Raw genomic sequence first — 17,134 nt, forward strand, 5'->3', positions numbered from 1 at the left:
TATAGTCTGATTTTAGGCACTTTGTGGCGTGTTTGTTGTGACCGGTGCCTCTGGTCGATAAGGTTTTCCGACCAGATACTGCTCGCGGAAATAGGTAAAGTGTTCACTGAGGCCGTTAGCCGCCTGCGCATCTCCTGCCTGTTGCAGTAGCGCTGCGGCGACTTCTGCCGTGCAGTGTTGCTCGGTGCGGCTGGCTTCACGCAGTTGATAACCGGACGCTGCTAATACATTCAGCGAAAATACTGGAAACTGATTCAGATAGGGGCTCTTGCGGAACATCTTGCGCGCTTCAGACCAGGTACCATCGAGCATAATAAACAGGGGCGCTTTCCCTCCGGTTGGCAGGCTGCTGAAAACCGGGCGTTCAGGATCGGCATAGGAAGCCGGGAATACAACGTAAGGCTGACGTGAGGGATCGTTGATTGCTTCCAGCAGACCGGGATCAACGTCGGTGCGGGACCAAAGAAATGCCTGGGTATCGGGTAAAATGTCTGCGATTAGGCGGCCGGTATTACTGGGTTTCAGTGGCTCCGAACCGAACATGATCAGGCAGAAACGGCTGTTGGCTTGCTGGGGCTTGATAGTGTCACACAGGCAATTTTGCTGCGGCAGTAAGCAATTCTGACAGCGCACTACGCGGCAGCCACGAGCCCGATAGGGGCGGGTAGCATTATCTAGACGGAATTGGCGCAGACGAAGTACGGCGTTGTCGATCATAACGATCCTGAAAAATGGCTATTGTAGCGCAGAAAAAAGCCCGAAGGGAGTCTCTCGGGCTTTTGGTTCTTTCACTGTTGCTGGTTCGCTATTACCTGCCAACAACCGGCGGCATCGTGGCTGCTTTTGCGTTAAACTTGCTGATTGAGCCAGCTATCAAAAGGGCCCTTCGGCATCGCACCGTTAAGCATATCGACCATTTTGCCGTCACGGAACATCATTATGGTTGGGATGCTACGGATGTTGAAACGTGCTCCCAGTTCTGGCTCGGCTTCGGTATTGACCTTAACGAAACGCATTTTGCCCGCACGTTGTTCAGCTACGTCTTCAAAAATTGGGGCAAAACTGCGGCAGGGGCCACACCATGGAGCCCAAAAATCGACCACAACCGGCAAGTCATCCTTTAGCAGTTGGTCTAGATTGGCGGCAGTCGCGTTTATGACTTCTCCGCTGAACAATTCATGGCCGCAACGGCCACATTTAGCGCCATCGGCAATACGTTCTTCAGGAACGCGGTTGGTGGCATAGCAAACAGAGCAAACTGTATTCATGGTGACCTCAGGGGCTGACGCAGCGTTACAGACTGCAAATATGTATCATCAGTGTTACTTATTATCGGTAAAAGCGCGGTACTCGACCAGATGATTTGTTCGATGAATTTGATAGTTGCTAGCTTTTATTGCAAGTTGGTGGCTTAGCGCACCAACATCAGGTAATCTTCGCGCCCTGCGCGTTGGTGGAGAAGACAATGAACGATTCATTTAGTGGCAAGAACGGTAAAGTCAAAGTGATGTACGTCCGTAGTGACGACGACAGCGGTGACAACCGTAACAAGAATAAGCGTACGGACGGTAAAGGCCGCCCTGCAGACAATGCACGCCCTGGGCAGAATAAACCACGGGGTGGCGATCGTCGGGGTTCTGGTGCTGATCCTCGTCGCAGTGAGAGCGATCGTCCTCGCCGCCCAGCGCGCACTGAAGAACGTGGTGGTTACGATTCACCTTGGAAAACGGTGTCCCGTGGCCCGGAAGAAGAGCCCGCTTTCGATCATGGTGGGATCAGTGGCAAAAGCTTTATCGATCCCGAGCAGTTGCGCCGCCAGCGCGCTGAAGAAACCCGGGTGTATGGCGAGAACGCCTGCCAGGCATTATTTGCCAGCCGACCAGATGCCATTGTGCGCGCTTGGTTTGTACAGTCGGTCACCCCGCGTTTCCGTGAGGCGCTGCGCTGGATGGCTGCTAACCGCAAGGCCTATCATGTGGTGGACGAAGAAGAGCTGGCGAAAGCGTCCGGCACTGAACACCATGGCGGCGTGTGTTTCCTGATCAAAAAACGCCAGGGCCTAGACGCACAGGCTTACCTGAAGAATGCGCCAGCCAAAGATTGTGTGCTGGCGTTGGAAGAGGTGGGCAACCCTCATAACCTGGGCGCGATTGTTCGCTCTTGTGCACACTTTGGCGTGAATGGTGTCTTGCTGCAGGATCCGGCGGTGCTTGAATCAGGTGCAGCCGTGCGAACCGCAGAAGGTGGCGCAGAGCACATTCAGGCAATCAATGCCGATGATTTCTTGTCGGTGCTGGATACCTTCCGTAAGGCCGGATACACCATCGTGACGACCTCCAGCCACAAAGGCACCCCGCTGGCGAAAGCCGAGCTGCCAGCCAAAATGGTACTGGTATTGGGGCAAGAACGTGATGGTCTGAGTGACAGCGCCTGGCAACAGGGCGATATGAGTGTGTCTATCGGTGGTACAGGTAAAGTAGAAAGCCTAAACGTTTCCGTTGCCACTGGCATTCTGTTGGCCGATTGGTGGCGTCAGAATCAGGCGTGATCCATAACGCTACAGATAAAACGGGCGCATTGAGCGCCCGTGAGGTTGATGACAAAGTCGCCATCTGACCCGAGATACCCGGGCCTAGCGCACCGAGGGGCGCTCCGACGGCTTACGCCGTTACGACCCCATCGGCACGCTCTCCCTAATAACGGGGTTTTGTCAGCAGTCTGACGGGCGCATTGAGCGCCCGTTTTGTTTACTGCTCGATCAATGGGCACCGCCCCCACCGCCCCCAGAGCTGAATGGGGGTTTGGCGAACCACACCAGCGCTAGCAATATCAGGAAAACTCCCGCAGAGAGCCAGAATATCTCGTTTGCCGAGATAATCAGCCCCTGTGCGGTGATTTCGTTAGCGATGTAGGCCGAGGCCTGTTGCTTGCTCATGCCAAGATCCTCCAGCTTGCCGTACATCTCCTGCGCTTGCGGATTAAACGGGTTCACAAACTCCGACAGTTGCGCATGATGCATCGATTCACGTCGAGTCCACAATGTCGTTGTGATCGAGGTACCGATTGAACCCGCCAAGGTTCGGGCAAAGTTTGACAGGCTCGAGGCGGCCGCCATGCGTTCCGGTGGTAGCCCGGACAGGGTAATGGTAGTCAGTGGCATAAAGAAGCAGGCGATAGCGAATCCTTGCACAAACTGCGGCCATGCTGAAGCACCAAAATCCATACCAGGCTCAAAGGTATAGGCACGCCAGTAGAAACATACTGCATACATGATGAAGCTGAAGGTCACCAGGCGGCGCATATCCAGCCGGTTACCGAAGCGGCCGATAATCGGTGACAATACTATCGGGATCAGCCCCACTGGAGCCGAAGCCAGACCAGCCCAGGTAGCGGTGTAACCATAGACCTCCTGCAGTAATTGCGGCAACAGTACGATCGCCCCGAAATACAGCATGTAAGCCAGGCTGACGCACAGACAACCAATAGTAAAGTTACGCGATTTGAACAGCGACAGATCCACTACCGGGTGGTCATCCGTCAATTCCCACACTACCAGGAACACCAACGCTACCACGGCCACAATGGTCAGGACGATAATCTCGGTGGAGTTGAACCAGTCAAGCTCTTTCCCTTGATCGAGCATGATTTGCAGCGAGCCGATACCGACCACCAGTAAAACCAGGCCGACGGTATCAATAGGTTTGATCTCGGTTTTGGTTTCTCTGCCTTTCAGCGTTGACATGGCTACCAGGATCACGAACAGCCCGATAGGAATGTTGATGAAGAAGATCCAGCCCCAGTGATAGTTGTCACTGATAAACCCGCCGAGTATCGGTCCGAAAATAGGCGCCACGATCACGGTCATCGACCATAGTGCCAAGGCCATCGCACGCTTGGCGGGTGGATAATTGTTCAGCAGTAAACTTTGTGACAAAGGTATCAAAGGCCCTGCGACCACGCCCTGGATCACGCGGAAGAAGATCAACATGCCTAGGCTGTTGGAGATACCACATAGCCAGGAAGCAAGGGCAAACAGCGCCGTGGACCACAGGAACAGGCGCACTTCGCCAACGCGTTTTGCCAGCCAACCGGTGATCGGGATAGAGATGGCATTTGCCACCCCGAACGAAGTGATCACCCAAGTGCCCTGCGAGTTGGAAGAGCCAAGGTTACCTGAAATGGTCGGTATCGCCACGTTGGCAATGGTGGAATCCAGCACCTGCATAAAGGTCGCCATAGCGAGCGCGACCGTCATCCAGGCAAGCTGGGCACCTTCAAGCGGTTTTTGTGCCAAGGAAGCCTCCCGCTCGCTTAACCGGCGTTTGCATGGATCACATCGGCGATCATCTGATTAACTGGTGCCAAGTCGAGCGCCAGCGCACTGGTCTCATACAGCGGTTTTTCACGCACCACATTAGCCAGTACCAAACCTTCCAGATTGGCGGTGTCTATGGTAACGCGGGTAGAAAGACCGATACGCAGAGGATGCTCAGCAACCTGTTGCGGATCCAGCTCGATACGTACCGGCAGACGTTGAACTACTTTTATCCAGTTACCCGTCGCGTTCTGTGCTGGCAGCAGGGAGAAGACACTGCCTGTTCCCATATCAATACCGGCCACTTTGCCTGTAAACACCACGTCACTGCCATAAACGTCAGTGATAACGGTTGCAGGCTGACCGATCCGCATATTGGCGATCTGTGTTTCTTTAAAATTGGCATCTATCCATACATGATCCGCTGGCACTACGGCCATCAGGGGCATACCTGGCGAGATCTGCGCTCCTACCTGCACACTGCGGCGTGAAACAAAACCAGTGATTGGACTGACGATCCGTGTACGCTGCAGCGCCAACCAGGCATCACGCATTTGAGCTGCGGCCTGCAGAATGGCTGGCTGCTCTTCCAATGGGGTATTAAGCACCATTGCCTGATTGGCATTATATTGTTGTACCGCCACTTCCAGCGCAGCTTTGGCATTGTCTACCGCATCCTGAGCGTGTTGCAGTTCTTCACGGCCAATCGCCCCCGCATTCCCCAACACAACACGACGTTTTAGATCGTTTTCGGCTTTGCTCAGATCTGACTTGCGCAGTGCAATATTCGCCTGATACTGCTTACCGTTGATCACCAACTGGTGCGTCTGGCGCACGCTATTGGCCAGAGCGGTTTTAGCACGCTCAAACGCCTGTTCTGTATCGGTAGGATCGAGCGTGAGAAGCACATCGCCTTTCCTGACGAAATCAGTATCGTCAAATGTCACACTGTTTACGCTACCGGATACCTGGGCCATGATTTGCACCTGGTTACCCGACACGTAGGCATTATCTGTTTCCTGATGATGACGAAGTACCAGGAACCAATACGTTAAATAGGCAATCCCGATAACAATAAAAATAACCGTTAGTAGCAACAGCCAGAATTTACGCTGCTTCTTTTTGCCTGTCGGTTGCTGCGGGGCTTGAGTTTCCGCGCCTGTACTCATGGCGTTCTCCACGTATAAACTTTGAATAGTTCGAATTGCAGGCAATACGCTTGCAGCTTGTAATATGACGAGACGTTATGATTTCAAATCCGCAGTGCCTGAGGCCTGATAGCCACCACCCTGTGCGCGTATCAATGCTATTTTTGCCTGCACAGGATTGCTGTTGGTATGAAGTTCCAGCCACCACTGCGGGCTTAATGACAGCGAGCTGACTTTCGGCGGTGCAAGTTGCAAGTGTTGTGGATCCATCAACTCGGATTGGGATGCGATACTGTTGGTCGATGCGCACCCCGCCAGCAATACAACGGCGAACAGCAGGGTGAATCTCCAGTTTAACGGGGATTGCATAGATTAATTACCTGAACAGAAATTATTGGGATAACTGTTCTGAAACTTCCATATGATCCAAGCGAACTAACAGTTTGCGCATCAGTGCTTCAAGCTGTTGCTGTTCCTCTCCGCTCAGTGTGGACCACAGGAAATGCAGACATTTGTGCTGCGGTGGCAGCAATTGTTCCAGAAACGCTTTGCCCGGCTCAATCAAATGCAGATGAAGACAGCGGCGGTCATTGTCGCTCTCTCTGCGTTCAATCCACCCGCGCTTCTCCAGTTCATCAGCAATGCGTGTCGCATTAGTGCGAGATGAACCTAATGCCGAGCTTAGCTCAGAGGGTTGAAGGCTGTGGTTTTCCTGGGCATCCAACGTAATGAGTGCCATAAACAATGTCTCGTTGATACCCTGTGCTTTGAGCATTTTATTGCGGTTATCCAGCAGCTTACTTTGCATATGCATACAAAGGCGTGTCAGCAGAATTTCCTGATAAGGGAAATCTTTGTGGCGCTTGGCGCGGAAATTAAGCATTTGCTCTATGGGCGTAAACGAACTTTCCATAATTTAGGGCCTCATTAATTTCGTTTGGTATAGTAACGATAGTGATTAATAATGTAAATCTTCAACAAGGGGAATAATTTAGCGATTTGTGTCATTTGTAAGTGATTTGTAAGTTTGACATGGTACAAATCGTGTGTTTCTGCCAGTTACGGCATAATTTCGTCTCTTCCCACAGCTAAGGGTTTTTTATTTTTTAATTAATTCATGTGGTTATGTTTTTTCTGTGCCAGCTGAGCTAAATGCAAGAAAAAGAAACATAGAGTAACGAGGGGGAGGAGTCGCACTTTCCAAGCACAGGATACATAGAAACCCAATCATTGCGCCTGTAATATTATCAGTGAGTTAGTTATTTATACAGTCCGTATGCTAATAAATTATTCTATTCACTATGAGTCTGCTAATTAGATGGCATTTGAAATGCCGCGAGCGGTTTGGTTGGCGCGCGGCATAGTGCATTTAAATTAATCAGCAGTTTAAATGGTGGCGGGCCCTTGTGGATCATGTTGCTTTCCACGCCACCAGGTCAGCAGATTAAACACGCATAGTACACCGCCTATCGCAGATACACCGGACCAGCCAGCATGTTGGTAAGCTGCAGCAGAAAGCAGTGAACCCAAAGCTCCGCCGATAAAGTAACTGGTCATGTAACCTGCCGTCAGGCGATTACGTGCTTCGGGCATGATCCGGTAAATCACACTCTGATTGGTGACATGAACCGCTTGAACCGCCAAGTCCAGCACCAGAATGCCGATGATTAATGCCCAGAGAGAGTGCTTCGCCAGCGAGATCGGGATCCAGGATAACAGCAGCAGTATCAGCCCGATACTGGTTGTCAGCCCCGCTTTACCTTTATCTGCAAGCTGACCGGCTCGTGATGCCGCCAGTGCTCCAGCTGCACCGACCAGGCCAAACAATCCGATCACGCCTTCTGAATAATTGAATGGGGGGGAAGCGAGCAAAAAAGCCATTGATGTCCACAATACGCTGAAGTTAGCGAACGACAGTGCACCGAGGATCGCGCGGGTACGCAATAGTGGGGTGAAACAGAACAGGGAAAAGATCGATTTCAGCAGTTGCGGATAATTCAGGCCCGAATGCAGTTTGTAGCGTGGCAAGGCACGCCACAGAATGATTGCCATCATAATCATCAACACGCTGGCAACCCAATAGATAGTGCGCCAGCCACCAATGGCTGCCAAAGCACCGGCAACGGTTCGGGCCAGCAGAATACCAAGCAACAGCCCACTCATGATGATACCGACAGTTTTGCCACGTTTTGCTGGGTGTGCCAAGGTTGCAGCAAGGGGAACCAGCAATTGTGCCACGACGGAAAAGAGCCCGGTGAGAGCGGTGCCGAGGATCAACATTGGCAGCGTGTTGGAGGTGGCCGTGACCAGCATACCCCCGGCGGCGAGTAGGGTCATGAATACGATCAGACCGCGTCGTTCAAACATATCGCCCAGGGGCACCAGTAGCAGCAAGCCAACGGCATAACCCAATTGTGCGGCGGTGACGATAAAACCAGCCTGGTTGACCGACAGATTAAAATTCTGAGCGATAGTCTCCAGTAGTGGTTGAGCATAGTAGTTACTGGCGACAGCCAGGCCGGTTGCCATGGCGATGATAAGAGTCAGTGCCGGGCTAAGGCCCGGATGTTTGATGTGTTGATTCATTGCTATTCAGTCGCAGAAAAAAGTGTGCAGAGTATCGGGCAGAACAGAATATGAAACCAACGTATAATTTTCATCGTAGTCCGCTCGTTTCGCCATTGACAGCCTAGGATAGAGATGAGTAAGGGCGGCAACGTGCGCCCTTACAGTGACTACTGTTTTGCAGCTTCGCTAGCCGTCTTGATCCAACCGTCGAAAGTGGCCTGGTGAGCTTTGATCCAGCCATTCACGTGGTTTTGAATATCCGCGTCAGAGGCTTGCCCTTCATGCATTCTAAGGTTCTGAGCGTTGACGTCAGCAAGCGGTAACTTCATGATTGAGAAAAGTTTGGCAGCCGCAGGATTGGCCAGTGCCCACTGCTTATTGGCGGCGATGCGCATGGTGTTGACCGGGAAGCCATAGTTGGCACCGTTCGGAAGTTTGGTATCCAAGTCTTTGCTCTCACCGGGTAGTGAAGAGAAAGGCACCTGAAGCCATACCACATCACGTCCTGGTACCAGGACATCGCTAATCCAGTAAGGTGTCCAGGTGTAATACAACACCGGTTTACCTTCTTTGAATCGGGTGAGGACATCGGCGATTATGGCCGCATAATTACCCTGATTTTGTTCCACCGCTTTGTCCAGACCGTAGGCGGCAATATGGTGGTTAATCACCGTCTCACAGCCCCAGCCTGGCGCACAGCCTGTCAGACCTGCCTTACCGTTTCCGTTGGTATCAAACAGCTTGGCAATTTTTGGATCTTTCAACTGCTCAATATTGGTAATTTTATACTGATCGGCAGTTTTTTTGTCGATCATATAACCCTGAGCTGCGCCGTCGACATAGACCCCTTCACGGAAGAACTTCTCATCGCCACCGGAAGATTTGTACTGATCGGCCTGTAGCGGATCCCAGTTCACCGCGATAAAGGTGGCATCGCCAGCAGCTATGGAGGTGTAGGCCACATTGTAGTCCACTTCACGGGTTGGTTTAACGTCATAGCCGAGTTTCTCCAGCGCTTTGCTGACTAACAGCGTCTGGAAGGTTTCTTCAGAAATCGTGCTTTGTATCGGTTGAACCGAAATACCTTTTCCTGGCAAATCAGCAGCAGAAGCAACCTGTGAGCCAAGCAGTGTGGTAAGGGCAACGGCCCAGATCCCTGTGGTGCGCATAGTTATTCCTCTGTTATTGATATACCCTTCATACTTCAAGTTGCTTGGTTGTTGGCTGCGCTTACTCACCCCAATCACCGTTTGCCTATGCTCCTGGGGCCTCGCAAGCTTGCCGCCTACAAGCAACTCGAATTATTTTGAGTATAAAATGTATATTACCCGCCAGAGCCGTATGCCGCTGGTGGGAAGAGCGATCAAGCTTTCTTGATGAACGGACGAACCAATAGTCCGATGGGGCCGTGGGTATACCAGCGGCCGAATCCTTTGCTGCGGCGATCGCGCCCCAGCGACTGGGTGAGGCGGTCGAGAATAATGGCCAGAATAACGATACCGACACCACCCACCGCAGCCAGCCCCATATCAAGGCGGCCGATGCCGCGAAGTACCATCTGCCCCAAACCGCCAACGGCGATCATCGAGGCGATGACGACCATAGATAGGGCTAGCATCAGAGTCTGGTTAACTCCGGCCATAATGGTTGGCATTGCCAGCGGCAGTTGTACCTTGAACAGCAGTTGACGCGGGCTGGCACCGAAAGACTCAGCGGCCTCGATCAAATCTTTTGGCACCTGGTTGATACCCAGAATGGTCAGACGCACAATCGGTGGCAGGGCGAAAATGATCGTCACCACTACGCCTGGTACGTTACCGATGCCGAACAGCATGACTATCGGTATCAGATAGACAAAGGCTGGCGTAGTCTGCATGGCGTCAAGCAGGGGCCTTATCACCTTGGCGGCGTGTTTGCTACGTGCCAGCCATATTCCCAATGGCAAACCGATCAGGATGCAGAAGAACAGGGCTGTGAGCACCAATGCCAGCGTGACCATAGCCTGTGACCAGGCACCGATGGCACCGATGGCGATGAGTGAAACCAGCGTGGCAACCCCCATACTCATGCTGGCCACCTGCCAGGCGATCAGCGAGAACAGCACAATGGCGATTGGTGCGGGCATACCCTGCAGAAGCTGTTGAAAACCGCTGAGGATAAAATCTACCGGCACGCGAATACCCTGGAATAGTGGGCGGAAATGCAGCACGATCCAATCGATACCTTCAGTCACCCATGAATCTAACGGCACTAGGGTCTTGTGGAACGGATCCAGCAGACTGAAGTGCTCAGGCTCAACCGGGGTACTGCTAAGCCAATCGGCGCTCTGTGTGGCTTGATTTGCAGCATCTTGGCTAGCCAAGGGCGCAGCGCTGTCTACCGGCGCTGCGGTTGACCATGGATCGCTGTTGGTGGCAGCTTCTGCTGCCGGGACGTCTTTTGCGGGTGCGGCAGCTGTTGCCCATGGATCCTGATTATCACTCATTCGTTGGGCCCTCTTTATCTAAAGCCTGCAGCAGCATGCCTTTGGAAATAATCCCGATATAATTATTGTCTTCGCCAACTACCGGTACAGCGCATGGGGCCTGTGCGACCAGAGATATCAGCTCACTCAGTGGCATATCTGCGGGAACGGGTTGTGGGGCATCTAACAAAGCGTCATCCAACGTCTGTTTTGCCACCAGAGCCTGCTCAAGAGAATCTATCGACACCACTCCGATAAATTTCTGCCCACGTTCAAGAACGTACCCATAGTTACGATCTTCATCACGCAGTAACTGCAGGGCAGAACGCGGACCAAAACCTGGGGTTTTACGGATCAGGGTAACCGGGCGGCGTTTAGCAATATCTTTGGCACTGAAAACATGGCTGATATCGACACCTCGGAAAAAGTTGCGTACATAATCATTAGCCGGATTGTTTAATATTTCATCCGGCGTTCCCACCTGAACGACTTCGCCACCCTGCATAATGGCAATACGGTCGCCAATACGCATTGCTTCATCCAGATCGTGAGAAATAAATACGATGGTGCGCTGATTTTTGGCCTGCAATTTAACTAATTCATCTTGCATCTCGGCTCTGATTAATGGATCGAGTGCGGAAAAGGCTTCATCCATTAGCAATATATCCGGGTCATTAGCCATCGCACGGGCTAATCCCACGCGCTGACGCATTCCTCCAGAAAGTTCGTCAGGATAGGAATTGGCATAATTTTCCAAACCAACTTGCCGTAAGGCATCAAGTGCTTTTTCTTGGCGCTCCGTTAAAGAAATACCGGCTAATTCCATACCGAATGCCGTATTATTAAGTACGTTCATGTGTGGCATTAATGCGAATGATTGGAATACCATGCTAATTTTATTTCGCCGTACGGTACGTAAATCAGTATCAGATATTTTTGATATATCCTTGCCGTCAATAAGCACCTCGCCACGGGTCGGTTCTATCAGACGATTGAGAAGGCGTACCAAGGTGGATTTACCTGAGCCGGAAAGCCCCATGATGACAAATATTTCGCCTTCTTCAATGGCCAGAGTAACGTTTTTTACCCCAAGTGATAATCCTGCTTTTTCCAGTAGCTGATCTTTTGTCAGACCTTTCTCGATCAACTTAAATGCACGCTCCGGATGCTCACCAAATATCTTATATAAATTTTTAACTTCGAGTTTAATTGCCATGCAATTTTCTGTTTCCTGTGGTCTGTTATCAAATGATAAACTATTCCCCAATATACTCGTCGCACTTCAATTTTTAGGTGTGTAGGCATTCTTCACTCAGCCTCGTCATTCGTTTTTCTCTGTGGCTAGAAATTGCCGCTTTGACGCAGCATGAATAATTTAGCGTGAAGAAAATAAATGTACCATATACCCTAACACACTGACATTCTGAGACAACCTTTAATGGTAATATGATGCTCTTTCTGCATCTTACATTCTGCTGCCAATCACCATTTTTAACTCGCCTAATCGCGCATAATTACCTGCATTATTAGCGGCTAATTACTGTTTGCAATCAGTGAATGATGACGGCGATATGCGGTGGAAATAATATTAGGCTTATGTCTGTTACCGGCTGGTGGCATAGGGGTACGTTAAGTAGGCAATTTCCCGTAATATGCGGCGTTTATTTAGGCAAATAGTACTTCACTACGCGAGCAAGTAAACCCAGCCTGGGCCTGTAGGGCGAAAAAACGCTTGTTTTTCAACCCCAGGCACAGTCTTGCTCAAAGAGTGGGTTCTTCGCTGTCGGTTGGGATAACCACCAGCTCTACCTGCTGCTGTTGCAGTAGTGTTTCCAATGCAGCAGGTGGCGGCGAGTTGGTAAATAACGCTGTGACCTGCCGGGTATTGCCAATTTCTACTGCTGCCGAGGCATGGAACTTGGTGTGGTCTGCCGCCAAAAGAATATGGCGTGAATGCGCCATCATTGCTTTCGCCACACAGGACTCATTCACATCGAACTCTAGCAGGTCGCCATTAGATTCTATCGCGCCAACGCTGGTAATCAGATAGTCGGCGCGAAAGCCCTCCACAAAAGTCACCGCGCTTGGCCCGATGATGCCACCGTTATTCGGGCGCAGCGTACCACCGGGTACCATGACCTCAAACTCGGTGTTTTTATACAGGATATGCGCTACCCGCAGACTGTTGGTAATAATGCGCAGGTGGCTATGGTTCATTAGCGCCCGAGCAATATGCTCAACGGTTGTTCCTATGGTGATAAATACAGTGGAGCGGTCTGGAATATAATCGGCGATGGCTTCCGCGATGGCGATTTTCGCTTCGGTATAAGAGAGCTCCCGCTGTTCAAAGGCAGTATTAACCACACTGGAGGCACGGCCAGCCCCACCATGATGACGGGTAATCAGCCCCTGCTCGCTCAACTTACGAATATCGCGTCTTACCGTCTGCGTTGAGACCTCCAGCAATTGCGCCAGTTCGTCGATGTTCATATAGCCACGCCTGGCGATCAACTGAATCAGCTGATCGTGGCGTGGGTTGCCGGTAAGTTCAGTCAGACTCATGTTCAGTTCTCTTAATATTGACATCAGTTGATCATTTTATACAAAACTGGCCAGGAAAGAGTCTGTTTGATCACAATCGGGGATGCCTGCGCGTCCGCCAGGGCGGGTACACTTCAACGCAGCAACGGCATTTGCAAAACGTACCGCCTGGTCAACATCCTTATTACCAGCGAGTGCGACCGCCAATGCCCCATGAAAAACGTCTCCGGCACCGGTGGTATCCAACACATTCACTTTGAAGCCCGGTTGATGTTTCAGTTGACCATTTTCCAGCCAGAAACAGCCATGCTTCCCCTTTGTGACATAGATTTGTCCGTTTTTGTCATTTTTGGCGCAGCGTAGACTTAATTCCACATCCGTTTCTCCTGTCATGCGCAATAAACCCGGTTCGGAGAACGCCGCATGGTCGGCCAGATTAACCAGCGGGCGGATATCCTGTGGTGTAACATCGGCATCCAGCAGGGTCGTAACGCCTGCCTGCCGGGCTAGGGTAAAGGCGGTCAAAGCCCCTTGATGCCAACGAACGTCTGCCAGTACCACGTCATATTGGCTGAAGTCGATTTGGTTAAGCCAACTGGCTTCCTGCGGCAAATCTGGGCTGGGATGGTTAATGATAATGCGTTCACCCTGTGCGTCCACCAGCACCGCTGATTGTGACGAACGCGCCTGCGGGTAGCGGCGGGTGTAACTGACATTGATGCCATAACCGGCCAACTCTTCCAGCAAGGTCTGCCCGGTACTATCGTCCCCAACGCGACCAATGAAATCTACCTTAGCCCCCAGTCTGGCGGCCGCCACGGCTGCGGTTGCCGCTGGGCCTCCGCCGATTTCCCGATAATCCGTCGCCACATATTTACCGCCACCTTCAGGCAGTTTCTCCACGTAGTACAAGCGGTCCTGAACCGTAATACCTACACAGGCGATTCGAGTCATAGTCTGGTTTCCTTGTTGTTCATCTGCTGTTGCCAAAACGCTTTTCACTAAAAAGTGGCGTTCGATCACGATGCGACCATTTTAATTTTCTTAAATGTTAAAAGAGTGATGAATGTCAATTTTTTGACCATAAATTACAAATACGATCAAAAACAGACAAAAACGGTCTTAATTGTTACCGGGTGGTTGTCGCAAAGATGACACTCATAACCAACAGGAGAACACCATGGCACAGATCGCATTTATCGGGCTAGGGCAAATGGGCGCGCCGATGGCCAGCAATCTGATTAAGCAGGGACATCGGCTGAACGTTTTTGATATTAGCCCTGTGGCGGTCAGCAGCCTGGTAGCGCAAGGGGCTAAAGGTGCCACCAGTCCAGCACAGGCGGTAGTGGATGCCGAGTTCGTTATCACCATGCTGCCTAACGGCGATCTGGTACGTGAAGTGCTGTTCGGTACTGAAGGCGTGTGTTCCGCGTTGTCACCGCAGGCCCTGGTAATTGATATGTCTACCATCCATCCGCTGCAAACCGATCGCTTGATTGCCGAGATGCAGGAGCGTGGTTTCAGCCTGATGGATGCGCCGGTAGGGCGCACTTCAGATCATGCGCAGGCTGGCACATTGCTGATCCTGGCTGGTGGCAGCGCCGAGCAGGTTGAACGTGCGACTCCGGTGTTGATGGCGATGGGGTCGGAGCTGATTAATGCCGGTGGGCCAGGTATGGGGATCCGCGTGAAACTGATCAACAACTACATGAGCATCGCCCTGAATGCGCTATCGGCAGAGGCTGCGGTGCTGTGTGAGGCTCTGGGGCTGTCGTTCGACGTAGCGCTAAAGGTGATGAGCGGCACACCGGCAGGTAAAGGCCATTTCACCACCACCTGGCCTAACAAGGTACTGAAAGGCGATCTCAGCCCGGCCTTCATGATCGATCTGGCACATAAGGATCTGGGTATCGCATTGGATGTGGCCAATCAGCTGCACGTTGCGATGCCGCTGGGGGCCGCTTCACGTGAAGTTTACAGCCAGGCGCGTGCCAGCGGGCGCGGCAGACAGGATTGGAGTGCCATTCTGGAGCAGGTTCGTTTTGCTTCTGGCAGGGCAAACACTAAGTAAGTTTATTGCACAAGCGCCTGATATTCAGCGCGCAAAGGGGAGAGAAAATGCCTTATTTATCCGGTAACACCATGATCCAGCATGCATGGGAAAACGGCTATGCCATCGGCGCTTTCAGCGCACATAACGCTGAAACCATTCGCGCCATTTTGCTGGCGGCAGAGCAGGAACAGGCACCAATCATGATCCAGGTCGGCCAGAAAGTGATCAGTGTGATGGGGCTGGAACCGATGAAAAAAATGATCGACGCGTTCATGCACGACATTACGGTGCCGGTGTGTATTCACCTCGATCATAGCCGCAGTTTTGAGCAGACCATGCGGGCAGTGCAGGCAGGATTCCAATCGGTGATGTTCGACGGCTCACATCTGCCGTTCGAAGAAAACGTTCGCGTCACTCGCGCCGTAGCGGATGTTGCCCATGTGCTGAATATCGGTGTGGAGGGTGAGATCGGCAAGATTGGTGGTACCGAGGATGACATTTCGGTGGATGAAAAAGATGCGCTGATCACCAGCTGTGATGAGGCACTGAAATTCTCTGAATTGACCACTGTGGATTATCTGGCAGTGTCCATCGGTACTGCCCATGGCCTGTACAAGCAGGAACCTAAGCTGGCTTTCGAGCGCTTACAGGAGATCCGTGAAATCGTCAAAAAGCCGATTGTACTGCACGGAGGATCCGGTGTGCCAGACGATCAGATCCGTAAAGCGGTCACGCTGGGGGTAGCAAAAATAAACGTGGATACCGAACTGCGGCAGGCATTTACCCAAGGGGTGGCTGAGGTACTCGACAAGGATCCGCAAGAGTTCGTCTTGGCGGTTTCACTTGGGCATGGCCGAGAAATGATGAAGGCCAAGGTAGCCGAAAAAATCAGGTTATTCGGCAGCAGCGGCAAAGCCGCGCAGTTTTAAGCCTCATTTGCGCGGCTTGATGCCGCGCCGATCATAAGGTGCAGATTATGACAACCATTCAACGCCAGCACTTTGGCGAGCATCAAGGGCAGGCCGTCTCCCTTTTCACACTAACCAATACTAACGGTATGCGGCTGAGTGTCACCGACTACGGATGCATTATCACGCAACTCTGGGTGCCGGATCGTCACGGACAGGTAGAAGATATCGTTATGGGGTTTGACGACTTGGCCTCCTACCAGGCCGGGCACCCATTCTTCGGTGCGATTGCCGGGCGCTGTGCCAACCGTATTGCAGGCGGGCGCTTCAGCCTGGACGGCCAGGAGTATGTGCTGGCCACCAATGAATTGCCGACAGGCCAGCACCTGCACGGAGGACGTCGGGGTTTTGATAAATATGTCTGGCAAGCGCAGGAAGATGGTGACGGTATCCTGTTCAGTCGGACTTCCATTGATGGCGAAGAGGGTTACCCAGGAAATCTTCGGGTTTGCCACCGGATTGGTCTGACCGAAGACAACGTAATGACGTTGAGCTTTTCAGCGGAAACGGATAAACCGACGCTGGTCAATCTGGTGAATCACAGCCACTACAATCTGCAGGGGCATACGCACCTGATCCACAACCAGCAGCTCAAGATCGAAGCCGACTTTATTACGCCAGTAGACGAAGCCACCATGCTGCCAACCGGTGAAATCCGCCGGGTGGCCGGAACGGCCTTTGATTTCCGCAATGCCCGTCGCCTGGGGGATGCCATGCTGCATCGGCCTGCGCAGGACTTTGACATGAACTATGTGCTGAAGCCGGGGGAGGGAGAATTGCATCCCGCCGCGACGCTTATCTGCCCGCAGAGTGGCCGCGTGATGGAAGTTCATACCTCGCTGCCAGGTATGCAGTTCTATAACGCCTTCAAACTTTCCAACAAGGTCTGGAACGGCAAGGCAGGCCATCGTTATCAGGCTTTTTCCGGCCTCTGCCTCGAAACACAGGCATTCCCAGACAGCATTCACCATGCCCATTTCGGCAATGTTGTGCTGCGCCCAGGGGAAAAATACCACAGCCGGACTGAGCACCGTTTCAGTACCGTGGCCTAGATTTATTCGATTACTGGAAGTAATA

The 17,134-nt window shown here is 52.0% G+C and carries 15 protein-coding genes and 1 pseudogene; 4 read left to right on the top strand and 12 right to left on the bottom strand.

Features of this window, described 5'->3' with window-relative positions:
- Positions 1-12: 12 nt before the first annotated feature.
- Together SAQUA_RS06370 and trxC are read right to left on the bottom strand one after the other, a co-directional pair.
- The gene (locus SAQUA_RS06370) at positions 13-717 is read right to left on the bottom strand and encodes a tRNA-uridine aminocarboxypropyltransferase (protein ID WP_380679776.1); all 705 of its coding nucleotides are present in this window, start codon (positions 715-717) and stop codon (positions 13-15) included.
- A gap of 131 nt (positions 718-848) precedes the next feature.
- The gene (gene trxC / locus SAQUA_RS06375) at positions 849-1,268 is read right to left on the bottom strand and encodes a thioredoxin TrxC (protein WP_380679773.1); all 420 of its coding nucleotides are present in this window, start codon (positions 1,266-1,268) and stop codon (positions 849-851) included.
- A gap of 197 nt (positions 1,269-1,465) precedes the next feature.
- Between trxC and SAQUA_RS06380 the strand changes: the two genes are divergently transcribed.
- Positions 1,466-2,548, top strand: coding sequence for a tRNA/rRNA methyltransferase (locus SAQUA_RS06380; RefSeq protein WP_380679770.1), 1,083 nt, complete (start codon positions 1,466-1,468; stop codon positions 2,546-2,548).
- Between the two features lie 210 nt (positions 2,549-2,758).
- On the opposite strand, the gene emrB is transcribed toward SAQUA_RS06380, so the two are convergent.
- The 10 genes and pseudogenes from emrB to SAQUA_RS06430 all read right to left on the bottom strand — a co-directional run bounded on the left by emrB (position 2,759) and on the right by SAQUA_RS06430 (position 13,990).
- Positions 2,759-4,255, bottom strand: coding sequence for a multidrug efflux MFS transporter permease subunit EmrB (emrB, locus tag SAQUA_RS06385; RefSeq protein WP_404413199.1), 1,497 nt, complete (start codon positions 4,253-4,255; stop codon positions 2,759-2,761).
- Between the two features lie 56 nt (positions 4,256-4,311).
- Positions 4,312-5,484 (bottom strand): multidrug efflux MFS transporter periplasmic adaptor subunit EmrA, encoded by a 1,173-nt coding sequence (emrA, locus tag SAQUA_RS06390; protein ID WP_380679764.1) that lies wholly within the window; start codon positions 5,482-5,484, stop codon positions 4,312-4,314.
- A 168-nt stretch (positions 5,485-5,652) separates the two neighbouring features.
- Positions 5,653-5,832: pseudogene (locus SAQUA_RS06395) on the bottom strand (transporter); the annotation flags it as partial.
- A 22-nt stretch (positions 5,833-5,854) separates the two neighbouring features.
- The gene (mprA, locus tag SAQUA_RS06400) at positions 5,855-6,376 is read right to left on the bottom strand and encodes a transcriptional repressor MprA (RefSeq protein ID WP_380679761.1); all 522 of its coding nucleotides are present in this window, start codon (positions 6,374-6,376) and stop codon (positions 5,855-5,857) included.
- 473 nt (positions 6,377-6,849) lie between these two features.
- On the bottom strand, positions 6,850-8,049 hold the full coding sequence (locus SAQUA_RS06405; protein ID WP_380679758.1) for an MFS transporter: 1,200 nt from the start codon (positions 8,047-8,049) through the stop codon (positions 6,850-6,852).
- 149 nt (positions 8,050-8,198) lie between these two features.
- A complete protein-coding gene (proX, locus tag SAQUA_RS06410; protein ID WP_380679755.1) occupies positions 8,199-9,200 on the bottom strand; it encodes a glycine betaine/L-proline ABC transporter substrate-binding protein ProX in 1,002 nt (333 codons plus the stop codon).
- Positions 9,201-9,394: 194 nt separating this feature from the next.
- Positions 9,395-10,516 (bottom strand): glycine betaine/L-proline ABC transporter permease ProW, encoded by a 1,122-nt coding sequence (gene proW, locus SAQUA_RS06415; RefSeq protein ID WP_380679752.1) that lies wholly within the window; start codon positions 10,514-10,516, stop codon positions 9,395-9,397.
- Positions 10,509-11,711: a glycine betaine/L-proline ABC transporter ATP-binding protein ProV gene (proV, locus tag SAQUA_RS06420; protein ID WP_380679794.1), complete on the bottom strand. Its 1,203-nt coding sequence runs from the start codon at positions 11,709-11,711 to the stop codon at positions 10,509-10,511. Before proV ends, proW begins: the two co-directional genes overlap by 8 nt.
- A 545-nt stretch (positions 11,712-12,256) precedes the next feature.
- On the bottom strand, positions 12,257-13,057 hold the full coding sequence (locus SAQUA_RS06425) for a DeoR/GlpR family DNA-binding transcription regulator (protein WP_380679791.1): 801 nt from the start codon (positions 13,055-13,057) through the stop codon (positions 12,257-12,259).
- 36 nt (positions 13,058-13,093) lie between these two features.
- The gene (locus SAQUA_RS06430; protein WP_380679749.1) at positions 13,094-13,990 is read right to left on the bottom strand and encodes a sugar kinase; all 897 of its coding nucleotides are present in this window, start codon (positions 13,988-13,990) and stop codon (positions 13,094-13,096) included.
- A gap of 226 nt (positions 13,991-14,216) precedes the next feature.
- Between SAQUA_RS06430 and yihU the strand changes: the two genes are divergently transcribed.
- Genes yihU through SAQUA_RS06445 form a run of 3 tightly spaced genes read left to right on the top strand, consistent with a single transcriptional unit; the run spans position 14,217 to position 17,109 of the window.
- Positions 14,217-15,107: a sulfolactaldehyde 3-reductase gene (yihU, locus tag SAQUA_RS06435; protein ID WP_380679746.1), complete on the top strand. Its 891-nt coding sequence runs from the start codon at positions 14,217-14,219 to the stop codon at positions 15,105-15,107.
- A gap of 47 nt (positions 15,108-15,154) precedes the next feature.
- Positions 15,155-16,018: a ketose-bisphosphate aldolase gene (locus SAQUA_RS06440; RefSeq protein ID WP_380679743.1), complete on the top strand. Its 864-nt coding sequence runs from the start codon at positions 15,155-15,157 to the stop codon at positions 16,016-16,018.
- A gap of 47 nt (positions 16,019-16,065) precedes the next feature.
- Positions 16,066-17,109 carry an aldose epimerase family protein gene (locus SAQUA_RS06445; RefSeq protein WP_380679740.1) on the top strand — a complete coding sequence of 348 codons (1,044 nt, stop codon included), beginning with the start codon at positions 16,066-16,068 and terminating at the stop codon, positions 17,107-17,109.
- Positions 17,110-17,134 lie beyond the last annotated feature (25 nt).

Source organism: Serratia aquatilis, assembly GCF_044865145.1.
Lineage (GTDB): Bacteria > Pseudomonadota > Gammaproteobacteria > Enterobacterales > Enterobacteriaceae > Chania > Chania aquatilis.

What these genes read in the sequence shown, in the direction of transcription:
- SAQUA_RS06445 (WP_380679740.1), top strand. Translation starts at nt 16,066, where the DNA reads ATGACAACCATTCAACGCCAGCACTTTGGCGAGCATCAAGGGCAGGCC.
- SAQUA_RS06380 (WP_380679770.1), top strand. Translation starts at nt 1,466, where the DNA reads ATGAACGATTCATTTAGTGGCAAGAACGGTAAAGTCAAAGTGATGTAC.
- SAQUA_RS06370 (WP_380679776.1), bottom strand. Translation starts at nt 717, where the DNA reads ATGATCGACAACGCCGTACTTCGTCTGCGCCAATTCCGTCTAGATAAT.
- SAQUA_RS06425 (WP_380679791.1), bottom strand. Translation starts at nt 13,057, where the DNA reads ATGAGTCTGACTGAACTTACCGGCAACCCACGCCACGATCAGCTGATT.
- mprA (WP_380679761.1), bottom strand. Translation starts at nt 6,376, where the DNA reads ATGGAAAGTTCGTTTACGCCCATAGAGCAAATGCTTAATTTCCGCGCC.
- proW (WP_380679752.1), bottom strand. Translation starts at nt 10,516, where the DNA reads ATGAGTGATAATCAGGATCCATGGGCAACAGCTGCCGCACCCGCAAAA.
- yihU (WP_380679746.1), top strand. Translation starts at nt 14,217, where the DNA reads ATGGCACAGATCGCATTTATCGGGCTAGGGCAAATGGGCGCGCCGATG.
- SAQUA_RS06430 (WP_380679749.1), bottom strand. Translation starts at nt 13,990, where the DNA reads ATGACTCGAATCGCCTGTGTAGGTATTACGGTTCAGGACCGCTTGTAC.
- emrA (WP_380679764.1), bottom strand. Translation starts at nt 5,484, where the DNA reads ATGAGTACAGGCGCGGAAACTCAAGCCCCGCAGCAACCGACAGGCAAA.
- trxC (WP_380679773.1), bottom strand. Translation starts at nt 1,268, where the DNA reads ATGAATACAGTTTGCTCTGTTTGCTATGCCACCAACCGCGTTCCTGAA.
- SAQUA_RS06440 (WP_380679743.1), top strand. Translation starts at nt 15,155, where the DNA reads ATGCCTTATTTATCCGGTAACACCATGATCCAGCATGCATGGGAAAAC.
- proX (WP_380679755.1), bottom strand. Translation starts at nt 9,200, where the DNA reads ATGCGCACCACAGGGATCTGGGCCGTTGCCCTTACCACACTGCTTGGC.
- emrB (WP_404413199.1), bottom strand. Translation starts at nt 4,255, where the DNA reads ATGACGGTCGCGCTCGCTATGGCGACCTTTATGCAGGTGCTGGATTCC.
- proV (WP_380679794.1), bottom strand. Translation starts at nt 11,711, where the DNA reads ATGGCAATTAAACTCGAAGTTAAAAATTTATATAAGATATTTGGTGAG.
- SAQUA_RS06405 (WP_380679758.1), bottom strand. Translation starts at nt 8,049, where the DNA reads ATGAATCAACACATCAAACATCCGGGCCTTAGCCCGGCACTGACTCTT.